We start from the raw sequence: 18,285 nt of genomic DNA on the forward strand, positions 1-18,285 counted from the left end.
AGAGGAGATACATCGATATGGACCTATATTGGACGTGGAAAAAAGAGAAGAAGAAAGCCGAACCCAAGTCATAAGTCCGGCAGATCATATCTAAAGGGAATTTACACATAAAAAAGGACTTGACCTTCCGATCATCGCAATTGCGGTTGTTTGTTTGTTATTTCGTATAAACTTGATCTCTCCACTCGTTTGTTCGAATGTTTGTATGTTTTTTAGCATAATATACCACTGTACTCTCATCCTTTATTAATAGAAAAACTTCTATTGCTAAAGGATGGGAGCAATTTACGTTAGTTCAATTGTATAATACATTTATAGCTAGAATTGGATGAACGGACGGTGACGGTATGAAAGAGATAGTGGATATAATGGATGATAAAACGTTTGTAAAGGTTGAGCAGATCGATAAAGGCTGGTCGAATGATAAGAAATATTATATAGAAACTATTGATGGTAGGAAGCTGCTTCTGCGAGTAGCAAACATTTCCGAATACAGCAGAAAAAAAGTCGAGTTTGAACTGATGCAACAAGTGGTTACTTTGGGAGTAGCTATGTCGGAGCCTCTGGACTTTGGGATTTGTCATAACGGGGAGAGTGTCTATTCCCTTTTTACATGGTGTGACGGTGAAGATGCTGAAGTTGTCATCCCACACCTCTCCGAAACCGAGCAATATGTGCTTGGTGTAAGGTCTGGCGAAATACTTAGAGAAATTCATTCTATTCCCGCTCCGAAAGAACAGGAAGAATGGAGCAGTAGTTTCAACCGAAAAACGAACAATAAAATTGAAAAGTATAACGCTTGTGGCATTAGCTTTGATGGCGATGATAAGATAATTAGTTACATAGAAAGCAATCGTCATTTACTTCGTGGCAGACCGCAGTGTTTTCAGCATGGTGATTATCATACTGGAAATATGGTTATTTCATCGGACAATGCTCTTTCCATTATTGATTTTAACCGATTAGATTATGGTGATCCATGGGAAGAATTTAACCGAATTGTATGGAGTGCCGCTTCATCCTATTCCGACTTGGTATTTAGAAAATTTTCACATGCAATATATTAATGATGTGCCCTATAAGTTGAAATCAGCGTTTGATTTATCATTTATTGAGAAATACGGTCATGTGTTTAAAGTGTATGATGATCAAGATTCCGGAAATATTTGTTTTGGGGTAAAGCAAAAAAATAATAAATATTTTATCAAGTTTGCTGGAGCACCGACTGAACAGTATGCAGGATCACGTGAAGATGCAATAGCAAGGCTACAAGCTTCTGTATCTATATATGAGAATTTGGTTCATCATAATGTCATTAAATTTATAAGGTCAGAAGAAATTAATAGTGGATTTGCGATGATTTTTGAATGGATTGACGGTGAGTGTATGGGCAGAATGTATCCACAGTCGAGACGAAAATTTATGCAAATGCCTTATAGTACAAGGCTAGATGTGTTCGATGATATTTTGTCTTTCCATGCTTATGTGGTCGCTCAAGGTTACGTTGCTATTGATTTTTATGATGCTAGTATTATGTATGATTTCGAAGCAAAGAAAACTATAATATGCGATATTGATTTCTATTCTAAGATGCCCTATACAAATAAAATAGGGAGAATGTGGGGAAGTTCTCGTTTTATGTCACCCGAAGAATTTGAATTAGGCGCGACTATAGATGAGGTAACGAATGTATATCTGATGGGAGCAACTTCATTTGCTTTATTTGCTGAGTATGACAGAACGCTTGAAAAGTGGTCACTTAGTGAGGATTTGTATAAAGTGGCTATAAAAGCTGTAAGCAATGAGCGTAACCAACGACAACAATCGATAGAGCAATTTATAGAGGAATGGAACGAAGCGAGAAAAAAATAAAGAATTTCTATACGATTTCATTTGCAACTATAACGAGCGCCTGCCCTCATTAATAGTAAAAATGGTATAATGCAATAGGATATGACACGATGTTTCACTATCTATATTTACAAATTAATAAATTATACAATTACGGAGGAGGATTTTGTCATGACAAATGAACGTTATCAAAAGGGGATCGAAACAATTAAACAGTTTACCATTCCAACGGAAGAAAATCCAACGGGTCATATGGATATTGGGGAAGCATTTACAGATATTGCTCCAGATTTAAAGGAAATTATCGTTGAATTTGCATTTGGAGATATTTATGCTCGCCCTGGATTGGATAAAAAACAAAAGGTAATTGCGACTATCTCAGCTCTTGTTGCGCAAGGAACACCACAAATCGAAATGCATGTAAGGACAGGATTGGCGGTTGGTTTAACAGCAGAGGAAATTGTCGGATGTATCATTCACCTAATTCCATATACAGGTTTCCCTCGCGTGTTAAATTCTTTGAAAGCAGCACAAAAAGTATTTGCTGAGCAAGGGATTACAATAAATACGAGTGGACAATAAGGAATGGAGCTGGTTGGAGATGCAAACAGTAATTCCTGCTTTTCGTATAACCGATTATAGCAAAAGCAAAGCCTTTTATGTGGAGGGAATGGGGTTCAAGATCGATTGGGAACATCGCTTTGAGCCGCACTTCCCTGTTTTCGTGCAGATTAGTAAAGATGACATGATTATTTATTTAACGGAGCATACAGGTGATTGTCAAGTTGGCGGATTAATTCATTTATTTGTCCCCGACGTTGACGAGTGGTACGCTGCATTGCAGGTGAAACTTTCTACTAATATTGCGGAGCCTCCCAATGAAGATCTTGAAGGGTTGCGCATGATGACAATAGTCGATCCAGATGGAAATCAAATCCGAATATGTTCGCGAATAGCTTCTTGAGATAATACAAGCTTCCATCTTTTAGATGACACATAGTTCAACTATACAATTGCGCAGCACTTGTGCCAGCCGCATGACCTGTTGAGAAAGCAGCAGTAATATTGTAGCCACCAGTATAGCCATGGATATCTAGTATTTCACCGCAGAAGAATAGTCGCTCCGTTAATTTAGACTCCATTGTTTTTGGCTCGATTTCTTTTAAATGTACACCGCCTCCGGTGACGAATGCATCTTCGATAGATAATGTTCCATTGACGTTGACGGGCAACGCTTTAAGAAGTATTGCGAGTTGTTGCCATTTTTGTTTGTTAATATGGTCGTAAGTAATATCATCTTCTATATTTGCCATCGTAAAAATAAGCGGTAGTAATCGATCTGGTACGACTGCTTTTAATACGTTTTTCATTGCTTTTTTCGGTTCGTTGCCAGCTAACTCATAGGTGAGATCGAAAACATCTTGTATTGTTTGCTGCGGAAACAAATCAATGGTTGCCAATACATGCGAAGATGCAGGGTTCTTTTTTAACTGTTTCACGACAAACTGACTACAGCGAAGGGCAATCGGACCAGATAGACCAAAGTGAGTAAAAATCATATCTCCTTCATGGGAGATCAATTTTTTTTCTTTTTCGTTCCAAATGGATAGTGTAACATCGCGCAGCGATAATCCTTGTAATTGACGATCTATTATAAATGGTTCTTGTGATGTTAAAGGTACTTCCGTTGGGAATAGGTCTGTAATGGTATGACCTGCTTCGATAGCCCACGGATATCCGTCACCTGTTGAGCCTGTTTTCGGCACAGATTTTCCACCAACGGCAACGATGACAGCGGATGCTGCAATAGATTGCCCATTTTTTAATAACACACCGCACGCTGCTCCATTGTTATAAAGTACTTTTGCTACAGGGCTATTAGTCATAATGGTGACCCCTTGCGCTTTGACTTGATTGACTAACGTATCGACAACTGTTTTCGCTTTATCCGAAATAGGGAACATCCGCCCATTGTCTTCTTCTTTTAATTTGATTCCTAATGATTCGAAAAAATGGATGATATCAGTATTGCCAAATTGGGAGAGGGCGCTATACAAGTAACGTCCATTACCAGGTATATTTTTAATTAGTTCGTCGGTTTCTTTGGCATTAGTAACGTTGCATCGCCCGCCGCCTGAAATACCTAGTTTTCGTCCCAGTTTATCTCCTTTATCGATTAAAATAACTTTAGCTCCGTTTTTGCTAGCTGCAATGCTGGCCATTAATCCGGCTGAACCTGCCCCTACAACTACGATTGGATGATTATTCATTTTATGCTCACTCGCCTTATATAATATATATAAAAACATTCATGTCCTTTGGTCATACTAATTTAAGTTTTGAAATTTATAGTGTAATAGAACCATGTCCATTATAATCGAAGCAAGAAGGATATAAAAGGTGAAATGAAATAGAGTGTGGGGAGGGGAGTAGTTTATGAAGCATAATCAGTGGTTTGTTCAAAGCAAAGCGGACTATAAAATTTTTGTACAGCAGTGGTTGCCCGATGATGGGGAGGTTAAAGCAGTTGTCTGCTTATTGCATGGTAGCGGAGAACATAGTGGACGTTATGATCACGTAGTTGAAGTGCTGATTGCTGCTCATATTGTCGTTATTGCCTATGACCACTATGGTCACGGTCAGTCTGAAGGTAAACGAGGCGATATGTTGAGCATTGCTGCATGTCTAACAGATGTGGCAGATATTTGTGAATATGCTAGTCAACAATTTTTAGATAAACCACTTTATTTATATGGACACAGTATGGGAGGTAATATTGCGCTTAATGCTGCATTGCGTCAATCGCTACCAATTAGCGGGTTGATATTGACTAGTCCATGGCTGCGGCTAGCATTTTCTCCTTCGCCATTCAAAGTATGGTTAGGGAAAAAACTTGTTAATATAGTTCCAACTTTGCAGCAAAGTACTGGTTTAAAAAATGAAGATTTGAATCGACCAGGATTTAGACCAGTTCGAACGAATAACGATCCACTTTTACATACTCGAGTAACTGTACGAGCTTTTGTAGCATTGGAGGAAGCGGGTGCTTGGGCATTGCAGCATGGAGATGAACTGAAAGTACCTTTACTATTACTGCATGGAGATGCAGATAATATAACTGCTTATGAGGCTAGTGTGGAATTGAAAAAAACGGTTGGAGCCAATTGCCGATTTATAACGTTTCACGGTGGATATCACGAGCTACATAATGACTTGGAAGGAGAGAAAATGTTAAGGGAAGTTGTCGACTGGATTAGTTTGGATTAATCTGTTGCTTTACTGTATAAAAATGCGAATATAGCTCATCCTATTTTATATAAATGGAAGGATACTGTACTAGCCGTTTACAGGGCAACTCTCTAAAGGTATAATAGTAGCTAAAATAATGTAATTAGGAGTGTTATTATTATGTCTATGTCTTTTGAAAGATATATGTTCGATACGATCCAACCTATGCGCGATGAATTAACTAATATTGGTATTAAAGAATTGCGTACACCAGAAGAAGTAGAAGCTCATTTACCAGATGCAAAAGGAACAACTCTAGTCGTTATTAACTCTGTATGTGGATGTGCAGCCGGATTATGTCGTCCAGGAGTAGCCAAAGCGTTGGAGAATGCTGTAGTTCCAGATCATTTGTTTACCGTATTTGCTGGTCAAGATAAAGAAGCAACAGCAGCAGCACGTGAATACTTTGCACCGTACCCACCTTCATCTCCATCCATAGCGTTGCTAAAAGATGGTGAGCTTGTTCATTTTATTGAACGTCATGGTATAGAAAACCGTTCAGCAGAAGAAATTGCTGCTGATTTGACAGAGGCATTTGATAAATATTGCCAATAAGGGGTTTGAACGTATATGAGTTTGCAACAAGAAATCATTGCTCGCTTCAAAGTGAAGCCAGAAATTGATGTAGAGCAAGAACGCGAATTACGTGTTAATTACTTGAAACTATACTTGCAACGAGCAGGAGCCACGGGTTATCTCATTGCTATTAGCGGTGGATTAGATAGTGCAGTAGCAGCCGGACTTTGCAAACAAGCAACGGATGAACTATCCAGTGAAACAGGACAGCCATACGTGACGTTAGCTTTGTTTCAACCGTATGCTGAACAATCGGACATTGCTCACAGCTATGAAGTAGCTGACGCATTTCAGCTTTCGCTCAGAACGGAAACGAATATTGAAGAAGCAGTAGACGAAATTTCGTTAGAAGTAGAACATAGTTTCAAAGCAATCCAAAAATCTCGCCATATAAGCCATGCAACTAAAGGCAACATCAAAGCGAGAACACGAATGGTTATGCAATATGCGATAGCCCAAGAATTGAACTTACTAGTTGTTGGTACTGATCATGCATCTGAAGCGATAACGGGGTTTTTCACAAAATGGGGTGATGGTGCAGTTGATCTGGAGCCATTGCAGTCGCTAAATAAACGTCAAGTGTATCAACTTGGAGCATTAATTGGTGTACCTACATCCGTAATGGAAAAAACACCTACAGCTGGGCTCTGGGATGGTCAAACCGATGAAAATGAACTCGGCATCAAATACTCTGACATTAATAATTATTTAGAAGGAAAAGCGATCGATCCAGTTGCGCAGGAAAAATTAGAAAAACAATACTTACGATCTGAGCATAAGCGTTCGCCAATTCCTGGAATTTAACACAGCCCCCCAACTTTTTAATGATGAAAAGAGTACCAAGTGCGATATTAGTAATGAAATTTTATTACTGATATTCGCACTTTTTTTATTATTTTTCGCTGGTTCTTGCGAACTACTCCCTTTTTAGCACAAGCACGAACCTCCAACCTTCAGCCTGAAGTACACAGTCCCAATCAACCACCAACCACCAACGACCAACGACGAACAACGAACAACGAACAACGAACCACGTACCACATACCACATACCACATACCACATACCACAAATCACGTACCACATACCACATACCATGTACCTGCCTAGCATAGCTTTCAATGCGTATCCCATTCGCTCAGTATTATTTAAATGTAAATAATTAACAATTATTTGTGGTTATAAATAGTTAAATTATGGTAGATTTATGCATTGAAAAACGTTTGCCAAAAGGAATTGACATAAGAACGTTTGTTCTATATAATTGAATTATAAGAACGTAAGTTCCTGTTTTGTCTCCTGTAATGGATTCTGTCTCTGTCTCTGTCTCTGTCTCTGTCTCTAGTTAGATCTACTTAAATTTTTTTACTTATTAATTATAAAATCGTTAGAATCCAGAATGACAAAACAAGATTGGTGGGGATGATAGTGATTCAAGAAGATAGGATGTTAGCCATTTTGTTTCGGGTTCCATACTTAAGAAATCGAATTAGCGTACATAATTATCCATGGATTACGGAGCTTCTTGCACAGTGGAGACAATTTATAGATCAGTTCCCGACTGAGGAAACTTGCTATGCTTATTTATATGAACTTAAGTGGCCTCGTGGTTTCCGGTGTCCGAAATGCAATTTTTCTAGTTGTAGTAAAATAACTACTCGTAGATTGCCAATTTATCAATGTCATAACTGTTATCATCAGACTACTCTAATAGCGAATACGATCATGGAACAATCACGCTTACCTTTGAAAAAATGGTTAGCTGCTTTCTTTTTTCTATCATTAAATCAAATAGGGGTTAACGCTTTACAATTACATCTCCTACTAAAAATAACCTACAAAACTGCTTGGGCACTCCATCGCAAAATTCGCCAAGCTATTAGTCAAGCTGATTCTTTCGATCTAATAGGAAAATCTATTAAGCCTTTTGACAGCGCATCACGTGATACAACGATCTCTAACAAGAAAGTTATTAATGAAGAAGTATTAGATGAAAAAATGAATGAAAAAAATTCCGTATTGGACTCATTGAGAAGGAAAAGACTTATTAATTATTCTCCTGAAACCAAAGAATGGAAAGAGAATAAATGTGATGATGCAATCCGAAAAAGAGCAAATAACAGCAAAATTATTAAGCTGGACCAAGCGAATCCACAATTGTGCGGGATTATGTTTGAGCGTGCACCACAGGAGAAGCCTATTATGGTCGGCTTTGAACTGCAACACTGTAATAAAACATCTTCACGATTTGCTTCGCATGTAACATCTGTAGTAGTACAAGTAAAACTTAAACTAATTCCCTCTGCACAGATGACACACGATAGTATAGTTAATACTTCTTATGTACACGACTTCAAGCAACAACACTTTTCAAACCAACTTCCAACATCACAGATTATTCATTCACCTCGAATAGCTTATCGTCAAAAAAGAGCAGTACAAAAAACATTTGATTCCATAATGCAGCGTTTTCTCCAGACTTATGGTACAATTCGAAATAAATATTTACAGTATTATTATGATGAAATGTGTTTTTACTACGCAGCTTCTATTCACCAACGTTCTATATTCCATCAATTATCACTACTTAGTATGACTTACCAACTTCGATCTCATTAAATTGGTAGTCATAAACTATTAGTCAGTCTGGGTTAATTTGTATTATTGACTATTAACTTAACTATTAACGTAACTATAAACTATTAGCTAATATCTATCATCTATCAGTCTTAAAATCCAATTATTGAGAATAAGCAATTACTGAGCGATGGGGATACGTCAATAAAGGCTAGAAAAGAGGTAGTTAGATGCTGATGGGTTATAGGGAGTGTTAACTTCTTCACATAACATTCACAGTTACTTGTAGAGAGTAGTCATGTTAAGCATGAATATTCTGTTACAATTATGGCTATATCTGAAAATATTATAACTTCGGGGGCTATAACGAATGAAAAACATCGCAGTAAAAGTTATGACCATTGTGCTGCTGCTCGTTATTCTCTTGCCGCATAGTTTGGCGAGCATAGAGGCAGCCTCAAGTTCACAAGTAGAATGGTTTGCAGCGGTAAATAAATCAGAACAAGCAGGTAAAACAGAGCAATCAAATCAAGCAGATTCTTCTGAGCACTCAAATCATGTGGGACAGGAAAGTAATGAAATTCATGAAGGGCACGAAGGTCATGAAGATCATGGGACGAATCAAGGTTATTTAATTGCTATGCGTATATTTGAGATAGTGGCGGCTATAGCTATTATTGGTGTGTTATTTTTTAGATATTTTTTATGGCGAAATATAGATGAAGAGGAACCGTTTGGATTTACGTTGCGTTCGGAACGAATTATTTTGTTTACAGTGTCTATTTTATGGGCTGTTACAGGTACTGCGCGACTAGCTTTATTGTCAGAACAGTTGGGCGGTGTGTCGCTTCTAGCTATTGCAACAGGGACGATGACAGGTTATGTCGCTATTTTGCGTCCAGTAGGAGCTTTAATCATATTATTGTTGGCATTTGCTCCGAAAAAGGAGTTAGTGTGGTCAAGACCGTTGCAATATATTTTTGCTTTAGCGTTAATTGTTACTTTTCCGCTAACAGGTCATGCGAATGCTGCGGAATCCGGTGTAGCTGGTTTAGTTATTGCTCATAGTTTTCACATAGCAGCAGCAGCGTTATGGATTGGTGGGTTAGTAGGTTTATATTCAAGTGCAAGTAAGAGTAAATATGTAAATCATATTAATATTGTTGCAACACGCTTTGCAAAGTGGGCTCTGCCGAGTGTTGTATTAATGATTTTAAGTGCATGCTGGTTGGCATTTGCGCAAGTAACGTCTTATAAACAATTGTTGACGAATGAGTACGGAATTATGTTGTTAATCAAAGTAATTCTCATGTTACTTGTCATTGTTATTGGAGCTTTTCATCGTTTATGGTTTATGCCGGCGATTGCAGCTGTGGTGGCTGAGCAGCAAAATAAACAACCTGATGGTATAGCGAGTATATTTGCTACTGATTCAACTACAAAGCAAAATCCACAAGTAACTGTCCAGCGTTTATTAGCGGGAGTGAGGGCGGAGATTGTAATCGCTGTCTGTTTAATTATCGCAGCTGGCTGGTTGGCAACGACTTCACCACCTAATGCAGATGTATATACATCTTCGGAACCGGTACACTGGCATGAAATGGGTAGTAAAGTTCATATGACATTGCGAGTGTCTACGGGTTTTGAATCAGAGACGCAATATGTTCGTTTGTTTGTTTGGCTTCCTGAAAATGTAGGTGCTCCTGTGGAAGCATCTGTACAAATAGTTACTACGGAACCAGGCGGAAGCGGTAAAGTGATTGATATTCCTTTGCAAATGGAACAAAATACAGAAAATAAGTTCGAATTTCCTGGGTTTTTAAAATATAATTATATTACACAAGGGGCATATATGGATCTAAACGAGCCGCATGAAGCGTTAGTGAAAATTGTAGATGCGGAAGGTAATGAATTTAAGTACAGCAAGTTGATCGGTGGTTCTCATCGTTAGCAAATTAATGTGTATAGTAAAACAAACTATTGTATAGGATAAGGCGGTTGTTGTAGTTGATTATTGGTATCGGGCACGATTTGATTCGAGTGGAAAGAGTTGCAGCGATATTATCGGGAAAAAACGGTTCACGTTTTTTAGAGAGGATATTAGTTAGTGCTGAACTACAAATGGCGAAACAGTATAGTAATGGTCGTTTGCATCAATTTGTAGCTGGTCGCTTTGCAGCTAAAGAAGCAGTATCGAAAGCGTTTGGGACGGGTATTGGTGCTGCGCTTGCGTTTTCGGATATATCAATAGAGCGAGATCGTTTGGGGAAGCCATTTTGTCATTTGACAGAAAGGGCTTGGCATAGTTTAGGAATGGAACCGAGCGCTACTCGTATACATCTAACAATTACACACGAGGATCATTTAGCGTCAGCTTTCGCTATTGTAGAGCAGCAGCCGTAAGGCTGACTGCTATTTTTTTTTGGATAACCATTCAGACAATCGATCCATTTCTTCGGCAGTTAATTTGTCTTTATGTGGTTTCATACTATATCCGCCATTGGCGTCTATAACACCATTAGCAATCGTATCGGAGATTTCTTCTTTCGATAATCTTGCTCCGATTTTTTGCAAATTGGTTCCTGGACCAATTCTTCCTTGTAAATCTGTGCCATGGCAGCTAATACAATTGTTACGATAAACACTTACGACGTCTTTGGGAGCAGATAGTAGCGCTCGTCCAGTTACTTTTTGTTTACCGCCATCGCTACATGCGGCTAGAACGAACAGTATGCTCGTCAATATTAATGCTATCTTGCTAATATGGACAAATTTTCTTTTGTTCACTCGTCTCATCCTTAAATCAATTATTAAATTTATTTTATTATTGCAACTGTAGTAGTCTTATATAGTGTATCATAGCTTTGTATAGATTGTATAATTTGGATTATCGAAAAAGTGATTTAGCAAATAAACGGTCAGTGCTTTTGTGAAAAGGTGGATGAAATGTTTAAAGAAAATGAAGTATATATAGGCTCACCTTTGGATGAGCAGTCATTAAAGCAGTTTTATAGTAAGGAGTTATTACATTGGTATCGAGCGCAGAAGCGATCGTTGCCTTGGAGAGAAAATAAAGATCCGTATCGGATTTGGGTATCTGAAATTATGTTGCAGCAAACGAAGGTGGATACGGTTATTCCATATTTCCAACGATTTATGGAAAGGTTTCCTACGGTGCAGCAATTAGCAGTAGCAGAGGAAGAGGAAGTGCTCAAATGCTGGGAAGGGCTTGGATATTATTCAAGAGCTCGTAATTTACACACTGGTGCGAAGATGGTAGTAGAGCATTTTGGTGGAGTAGTCCCTAACGATAAAACGGAGGTAGCTTCTCTTAAAGGAGTTGGTCCGTATACGACAGGTGCGATTATGAGCATCGCTTTTAATGAACCAGTACCGGCTGTAGATGGTAATGTTATGCGGGTGTTATCACGCTTTTTTTTGTTGCAGGATGATATTGCTAAACAGAAAACGAGAGTCTCTATTGAACATTTAGCGGTGTCGCTTATACCAGAAGGAGAAGCAGGTGACTTTAACCAAGCATTGATGGAACTAGGCGCATTGGTATGTACACCGAAAGCTCCAGTATGTCTGACTTGCCCTGTTATGGAGCATTGTGCAGCTAGACTGAATGGAATGGAATTGCAGCTACCGATTAAAACGAAGGCAAAACCACCGCGTTCGGAATGGCGAGGTGTTGTTATAGTAGAAGGAAGCGGCGAACAGACAGGAAAAATATTAGTTCGGCAACGACCGGAGACTGGATTGCTGGCGCAGATGTGGGAATTGCCCCACTTGTTGTTACCAGAAGAGAAGGGAAAGCAGTGGTTTCAAGAAACAGCTACCAAAAAAGAACCACAGCTGGCTAGGCTATTAGGAGAAATGTTAGTAGAGGAACAGCAATTAATTATTCGACCTACGCAATGGTTAATGGATATTGATCATATTTTTAGCCATATTCATTGGAAAATGCGAGTATATATAGCAGATACCAGTACAGCAAATGACTGGATGCAAAGTGATAGAGTAGCTGAAACTGCTAATTCTATAGCCGAAGAGAGTTTGCCCGATCAACAAAGCGGATATACTACTAGTATTACAGTTAAGGAAGAATTGGCTGATATGTACAGATGGATCGGTAAACAAGACTTGGAGCAGCTGCCGTTTCCTAATGTGTTTGTACGCATATTGCAGCAGTATTGGTCAGAGTAGCTTTAGTAGCTCTAGTACCTCTAGCCAGCAGAATAATATAGAACTATTGCTTGTGATACGGAGGGTTGGAGATGAAACGTGCCCTATGGCGATTAATGTGGATCGTTGTTATTGTTTATGGTATTTATTACTTAAATGAGCAAGTAAAAGACGAATCAGAATTAAGTAAACAAACATTAAGCGATGAACTGTCTACACTATCTACAGCAGAGCCTATTCCTCCAGAAGTACAGATGGACTCGGAATCTAGTTTAGAAGATGATGAGCAGCAAGTTCCTTCTTTATTAGTACCTGAAGATGTGGAAAGCAACGATTCGTTATATGAGCAAATAAATCCTGAAGTAGCAGAGCCGTATGTGGCGTTGGAAAAAGAGATTCGACGAGCTTTCTTAGATCGGGAAGAGTCATTCACAGTAACCTTTGACGGAGATTCAAAAAAGCTCAAGGATGATTTGGGAATTATCATTGAACAAGCGATGACGTGGGATGATTATACGGCCTATATAATAGAATCTTATCGTTATACGGTGCAAAGCTTTGCTAAAAATAATACGATAACGATTGAAAGTAAGTATCGAGAATCAATAGAACAGTCAGCGTTTGTTAGCAAGCAGGCGGATGATATATTAGCAAAAATTATTAAACCAGAGATGAATGATCATGAAAAAGTATTGGCTATTCATGACTGGATTGTAACTAATATTACGTACGATAGTTCCCTCACTCGCTATACTGCTTATGATGCTTTAACAGTCGGTACGACGGTATGTCAAGGTTACTCGTTAATTACGCATCGATTGATGAATGGAGCAGGCATTGAATCGATCATTACGGAAGGCGAGGTGGAATCAGGTTTACATTCATGGAATATGGTGAAACTTGATGGACACTGGTATCATATTGATACGACTTGGGATGATCCGGTTGGTGGTACAGGTATTTCGTACAAATATTATTTGGTAACCGACGAACAATTGCAAAAAGATCATAGTTGGACTAATCCGTATCCTGTTGCGACTGTTTCGTATAATCAACAACTACAGCAACTAACACAGCAATTAAATAAAGCGGATAGTAATCAGGAGCAAGGCAATCTTTATGAAAATATCCGCCAGCATGTAGGATTGCATTGGTTTGATGATGAGCATACCGTTAGCTCGGTTTCAGCGATTGAGCAGCGAATGAAAGCAGCTCTGAAATCTAAAAAAGAGCTTGTACAATTTCGCTATAATGGTGATCAGGAGTTGAAGCAATTGCTGCAAGCAGCTGCGAAAAAAATGAATACATCGTTTAGCTATAGCGCTACATTTGAACCGATGATAGATGGTCAATCACAATTCGTGAATATTCAATTGAAATATTAATAATTGCAATATCAAAGACACTTCTGCTCCGTGACGGAAGGAACTGAAGTGTCTTTCGTTTATTCTTTGAAGTTGAAATTGTTGCTATGGTTACTGTTGTTGTTTACGAGCGGCGGTCATTTGTTGCCAGATGGAGCCAGCAGCTTCTTCTCCCCGCTCAATGCGTTCGAGCGCCATGCGGGCTTGCAATTGAATTTCGAATTCGCTATCATTGGCTGCTTCTCTAAGTGCTTCAGTGGCAGTTTCGTCACCCGCTTCATATAAAAATCGAGCAGCACGCCAGCGGACTAACTTGTTTTTATCTTTTAGCGATTTGATCATGGGACCGATGGCTTCTGTATGACCTAGATCAGAAACGGTATCACCAGCTGTGCGTCGCACAGAAGCAGATGAATCTTGCAAAGCGGTAAATAATAGCGGTAGAACAGCTTTCGATTCCAAATCGCCTAAATATACGACAGCTAGTCTACGTATCGATGTATGTTCATCATGAATTGCTTTTTCTATTAAATCTAGTCCCGCTTCATCAATAACGTAACGATCCAATGCTGCATATCTTTCTTGCCAATCAGCGGACTGAAATTTTTCCGTTACTTCAGCAAGAGTGAGCGGAGTTGGGCGAATAACTTCTACTTCGCTCGTTGGCTCAGAGCCTTGCGCAATGGATGCTGCAATAAGTTGTTGCAAGTGCTCATCGGAATAAGCAGCATCTAGTTCTTTTATAACTTCTTGAATGATTTCTTCAGCATCACCATAACGTACGCCGAATTCTTCTAGTTTACGTTCGCGAATCATGGAAGAGCCAGCAGCTTGCGACACCGCTTGTCCGAATTTATCTGGCAACGCGGAGCGAGTTTCTTGATCGCCGTGTCGTACTCGTATTTGCATCGGAATGCCGCGGAACATTTGTACTAGTACCTGTGCTTCACCAAAGCTACCTGTACTATTCATCGATGGAGCCGCTGTATCACTGGTTGAATCTGCTGCATCAAAGTATTGACTAGCTGTATGCAATATCGCCGACCAATCGGCGCCAGGTCTACGGTCAAGTGCAATAAAATCTGCGGTACGAAACACGCTACGTACACCTTCAATTTGTAATAGATTACGATAAAATGGTGGTGCTTGTTCTGCTTCACTTACTTTGTAAGTAAAACGTTGTCCCCTTGGCAACAATTCATCAACATTTATTTTCATAGAATTTGGACTCGGAGTAGGTTCTACAGAAATGAGTTTCATTCTAACAGCCTCCCTAAAAAGTTTGTGGCGTTAAGTTACAATCATCTTTCATTTTACTATAGGCATCGGTTTAATTCAAAAAGGGAATAAATCTGTAGTCGGATGAAAATAAAACAGTCCATCATTTGCATATAATACCCCTAAATTGGTATCTTATAAATAGTGTAACTAGCTATGCGAGGTGAAAACATGCGATCCAAAAAATTTACTAACATTGATCCGATAAAACATCATACATCTTTAAATCAATTTAAGCGATGGCGGCAAGAAAGAATTCGCAAATTGCGTTCCAAAGATTACAGCTATAATGTGCCTATGGTGCAGCCGGATCTTTCCTATATAAAGCAAAATGAACAGTCACCGACTATTACATGGATTGGTCATTCTACGTTTTTCATTCAGTTAGCTGGTTTGAATATTGTTACTGATCCTGTTTGGGCAAGCCAGATGGCATTGCGAAAACGAATGACTGCTCCCGGAATAGCGATTGATCGTGTACCGCCGATAGATGTTGTCTTAATCTCACATTCTCACTATGATCATTTAAATATACCTTCCTTACGCAAGCTGCAAGGGGATAAGCTACTGCTTGTACCGGCTGGGTTAAGTGCGAAGTTAAAGGGGAGAGGTTTTACAAATGTTCACGAATTATACTGGTGGGAATCTTATACTGTAGGCGAGGTTACATTTACGTTTGTTCCTGCGCAGCATTGGACAAGGCGTAACCCGTGGGATACGAATAGTTCTCACTGGGGAGGATGGTTGATCGCACCGGCAGACAAAGAGCAAACGAGTCAGCAATCCGACAATCAGCATTCAGATAAGCAAATAAAGAGCAATTTGGTAGATGGCAATGAAGTTGATACAGATGTAGATACAGTTACTGATGTAGATACTGATGTAGTTACAGATACTGATATAGATTTAGATATAGATAGAGATAGAGATGTAAATGGTAAAAATAGTAGTGTGAAAAAAGAACAAGCCACAATATCCTCTGCTTCTTTAGCAGGTGAGGTGTGTACAGAAATGACTGCTTCGGTAAGTTGTTTTTTTGAACAGCATGAGGCGAAAAGGCCAGAGCTGACGGAGCAGCCAGTTATTTATTTTGCCGGAGATAGCGGGTATTTTGCTGGGTTCAAAGAAATTGGCTACCGCTTCGATATAGATATTGCGCTTTTGCCGATAGGAGCCTATGAGCCAGAATGGTTTATGGGACCGCAGCATATTACGCCGGAGGAAGCGTTGCAAGCATTTTTGGATACGAAAGCAAAACATTTTGTGCCAATGCATTATGGATCTTTTAAATTGGCAGATGATACACCGAGAGAAGCGCTGGAGCGGTTATTTAACGAAATGAATAGATTGGTGATTGATCCCGCTTCCCTTATTTTGTTGCCGCACGGAGAAACTTGGCGCATCACGAATGAATAATTTTGTGCTATAATATAGAGTGGTATGTACAATTAGTGAAGGACGGGATTAAATAAATGATTAGTACTTCAGGCATTACATTACGCTTTGGTAAAAAGGCGTTGTTTGAAGATGTGAATATTAAGTTTACACCGGGAAACTGTTATGGTTTGATCGGTGCCAATGGTGCAGGAAAGTCTACCTTTCTAAAAATTTTATCAGGAGAAGTTGAGCAGTCACAAGGTGAAGTGCATATGACTCCTGGCGAGCGTTTAGCAGTATTGAAGCAAAACCATTACGAGTTTGATGATTATGAAGTGTTAGAAACTGTTATTATGGGGCATAAGCAGCTGTACGATGTTATGAAAGAAAAAGATACACTTTATGCAAAAGCTGATTTTACCGATGAAGATGGCATGCGTGCTGGTGAACTCGAAGCTGAATTTGCCGACATGAATGGTTGGGAAGCGGAGTCAGAAGCAGCTGAAATGTTGAACGGTCTAGGTATTACAACAGACCTTCATTACAAAAAAATGGGTGAGCTGGGTGGTAATGAGAAAGTACGTGTTTTATTAGCACAAGCTATTTTCGGATCACCACATATTTTACTACTGGATGAGCCAACGAACCATTTGGATATTGAATCTATTCGCTGGTTGGAAGAGTTTTTGGCAGATTATCAAGGTACTGTTATTGTAGTCAGTCACGACCGTCACTTCTTAAATACGGTATGTACGCATATTGCTGATATTGATTTTGGAAAAATTAGACTATATGTCGGTAACTATGATTTCTGGTACGAATCTAGTCAATTAGCACTTGCATTGATGCGTGCAGATAACAAAAAGAAAGAAGACAAAATTAAAGAGCTACAAGCGTTTGTTCAACGTTTTAGTGCGAACAAGTCGAAATCGAAGCAAGCAACTTCTCGTCGGAAATTGCTTGATAAAATTACGCTTGATGATATTCGTCCATCTAATCGTAAATATCCGTTTATCCTTTTCAAAGGAGAGCGTGAAGCGGGTAAACAACTACTTCTTACAGATGGATTGTCAGTTTCGGTAGATGGTGAAAAAGTAATTGACAATATGACGATCGCTATTAATAAAGGTGATAAAGTCGCATTTGTTGGACCGAATAGTTTGCCGAAGACAGCTTTGTTTGAAGTGTTGTCAGAGGAACAAGAAGCGAGTGCTGGCTCCTTTTCTTGGGGTGTAACAACTACTCGTGCTTATTTCCCGAAAGATAACTCCAAATATTTTGACGGAGTAGATATGAATCTAGTAGAATGGTTGCGTCAATATTCGAAAGATCCAGATGAAACATTTTTGCGCGGCTTTTTAGGTAGAATGTTGTTCTCTGGTGATGATGCGATGAAGAAAGCTAGTGTATTATCTGGTGGTGAGAAAGTTCGTTGTATGCTGTCTAAGATGATGCTTGAAGGTGCTAACGTGTTTATTATGGATGAGCCAACGAATCACTTGGACTTGGAGTCTATTACGGCACTTAACAATGGTTTAATAGATACGGATTGTACGGTGCTCTTTACATCTCATGACCATCAGTTCGTACAAACGATTGCTAATCGGATTATCGAGATTACACCAAATGGTATTATAGATCGGATGACTACGTATGATGAATATTTGGAAAATCCTGAAATTCAAGCTCTTCGTGAAAAAATGTATGCTACTGAGTAGTGAAAAAAATGCTGGCGGCAAGGAAACTTGCTGACCAGCTTTTTTTGCTTTCCTTATTTCTCCTGGTAA

17 protein-coding genes are annotated in these 18,285 nt (G+C 39.1%); 14 read left to right on the forward strand and 3 right to left on the reverse strand.

Going from position 1 to position 18,285, the window contains the following annotated elements; genetic code table 11:
* Positions 1-347: 347 nt before the first annotated feature.
* The 4 genes from ACFSTH_RS12350 to ACFSTH_RS12365 all read left to right on the forward strand — a co-directional run bounded on the left by ACFSTH_RS12350 (position 348) and on the right by ACFSTH_RS12365 (position 2,815).
* A complete protein-coding gene (locus ACFSTH_RS12350; protein WP_377770517.1) occupies positions 348-1,067 on the forward strand; it encodes an aminoglycoside phosphotransferase family protein in 720 nt (239 codons plus the stop codon).
* Positions 1,054-1,872: a protein kinase domain-containing protein gene (locus tag ACFSTH_RS12355; protein ID WP_377770519.1), complete on the forward strand. Its 819-nt coding sequence runs from the start codon at positions 1,054-1,056 to the stop codon at positions 1,870-1,872. The genes ACFSTH_RS12350 and ACFSTH_RS12355 overlap by 14 nt, the downstream gene beginning before the upstream one ends.
* Before the next feature lie 150 nt (positions 1,873-2,022).
* Positions 2,023-2,433: a carboxymuconolactone decarboxylase family protein gene (locus ACFSTH_RS12360; RefSeq protein ID WP_377770521.1), complete on the forward strand. Its 411-nt coding sequence runs from the start codon at positions 2,023-2,025 to the stop codon at positions 2,431-2,433.
* Between the two features lie 19 nt (positions 2,434-2,452).
* Positions 2,453-2,815 (forward strand): glyoxalase superfamily protein, encoded by a 363-nt coding sequence (locus tag ACFSTH_RS12365; protein WP_377770523.1) that lies wholly within the window; start codon positions 2,453-2,455, stop codon positions 2,813-2,815.
* A gap of 37 nt (positions 2,816-2,852) precedes the next feature.
* Here the strand turns inward: ACFSTH_RS12365 and ACFSTH_RS12370 are convergent, their stop codons facing one another.
* On the reverse strand, positions 2,853-4,121 hold the full coding sequence (locus ACFSTH_RS12370; RefSeq protein WP_377770525.1) for a BaiN/RdsA family NAD(P)/FAD-dependent oxidoreductase: 1,269 nt from the start codon (positions 4,119-4,121) through the stop codon (positions 2,853-2,855).
* Between the two features lie 166 nt (positions 4,122-4,287).
* Here ACFSTH_RS12370 and ACFSTH_RS12375 point away from each other — a divergent pair, with 166 nt between their 5' ends.
* The 6 genes from ACFSTH_RS12375 to acpS all read left to right on the forward strand — a co-directional run bounded on the left by ACFSTH_RS12375 (position 4,288) and on the right by acpS (position 10,694).
* A complete protein-coding gene (locus ACFSTH_RS12375; RefSeq protein WP_377770527.1) occupies positions 4,288-5,118 on the forward strand; it encodes an alpha/beta hydrolase in 831 nt (276 codons plus the stop codon).
* A gap of 141 nt (positions 5,119-5,259) precedes the next feature.
* Positions 5,260-5,694 carry a BrxA/BrxB family bacilliredoxin gene (locus ACFSTH_RS12380; protein WP_377770529.1) on the forward strand — a complete coding sequence of 145 codons (435 nt, stop codon included), beginning with the start codon at positions 5,260-5,262 and terminating at the stop codon, positions 5,692-5,694.
* A 15-nt stretch (positions 5,695-5,709) separates the two neighbouring features.
* Positions 5,710-6,519, forward strand: a complete 810-nt coding sequence (nadE, locus tag ACFSTH_RS12385; RefSeq protein WP_377770531.1) for an ammonia-dependent NAD(+) synthetase — start codon at positions 5,710-5,712, stop codon at positions 6,517-6,519.
* A gap of 623 nt (positions 6,520-7,142) precedes the next feature.
* A complete protein-coding gene (locus ACFSTH_RS12390) occupies positions 7,143-8,333 on the forward strand; it encodes a transposase (RefSeq protein ID WP_377770533.1) in 1,191 nt (396 codons plus the stop codon).
* Positions 8,334-8,661: 328 nt separating this feature from the next.
* Positions 8,662-10,242 (forward strand): copper resistance D family protein, encoded by a 1,581-nt coding sequence (locus ACFSTH_RS12395; protein WP_377770534.1) that lies wholly within the window; start codon positions 8,662-8,664, stop codon positions 10,240-10,242.
* Between the two features lie 56 nt (positions 10,243-10,298).
* On the forward strand, positions 10,299-10,694 hold the full coding sequence (acpS, locus tag ACFSTH_RS12400; protein WP_377770536.1) for a holo-ACP synthase: 396 nt from the start codon (positions 10,299-10,301) through the stop codon (positions 10,692-10,694).
* A 9-nt stretch (positions 10,695-10,703) separates the two neighbouring features.
* On the opposite strand, the gene ACFSTH_RS12405 is transcribed toward acpS, so the two are convergent.
* On the reverse strand, positions 10,704-11,078 hold the full coding sequence (locus tag ACFSTH_RS12405; protein ID WP_377770538.1) for a c-type cytochrome: 375 nt from the start codon (positions 11,076-11,078) through the stop codon (positions 10,704-10,706).
* Positions 11,079-11,237: 159 nt separating this feature from the next.
* On the opposite strand from ACFSTH_RS12405, the gene mutY reads away from it, so the two are divergent.
* Together mutY and ACFSTH_RS12415 are read left to right on the forward strand one after the other, a co-directional pair.
* Positions 11,238-12,500, forward strand: a complete 1,263-nt coding sequence (mutY, locus tag ACFSTH_RS12410) for an A/G-specific adenine glycosylase (RefSeq protein ID WP_377770540.1) — start codon at positions 11,238-11,240, stop codon at positions 12,498-12,500.
* A gap of 71 nt (positions 12,501-12,571) precedes the next feature.
* Positions 12,572-13,864, forward strand: coding sequence for a transglutaminase domain-containing protein (locus tag ACFSTH_RS12415; RefSeq protein ID WP_377770542.1), 1,293 nt, complete (start codon positions 12,572-12,574; stop codon positions 13,862-13,864).
* Between the two features lie 90 nt (positions 13,865-13,954).
* Here ACFSTH_RS12415 and ACFSTH_RS12420 read toward each other — a convergent pair whose 3' ends face one another.
* Complete coding sequence (locus ACFSTH_RS12420; protein WP_377770544.1) at positions 13,955-15,103, reverse strand: conserved virulence factor C family protein; 1,149 nt, start codon at positions 15,101-15,103, stop codon at positions 13,955-13,957.
* A gap of 189 nt (positions 15,104-15,292) precedes the next feature.
* On the opposite strand from ACFSTH_RS12420, the gene ACFSTH_RS12425 reads away from it, so the two are divergent.
* Together ACFSTH_RS12425 and ACFSTH_RS12430 are read left to right on the forward strand one after the other, a co-directional pair.
* Positions 15,293-16,537 (forward strand): MBL fold metallo-hydrolase, encoded by a 1,245-nt coding sequence (locus ACFSTH_RS12425; protein WP_377770546.1) that lies wholly within the window; start codon positions 15,293-15,295, stop codon positions 16,535-16,537.
* Between the two features lie 56 nt (positions 16,538-16,593).
* Positions 16,594-18,216, forward strand: coding sequence for an ABC-F family ATP-binding cassette domain-containing protein (locus tag ACFSTH_RS12430; protein ID WP_377770548.1), 1,623 nt, complete (start codon positions 16,594-16,596; stop codon positions 18,214-18,216).
* Positions 18,217-18,285 lie beyond the last annotated feature (69 nt).

The organism is Paenibacillus yanchengensis (assembly GCF_042684845.1).
GTDB lineage: Bacteria > Bacillota > Bacilli > Paenibacillales > Paenibacillaceae > Pristimantibacillus > Pristimantibacillus yanchengensis.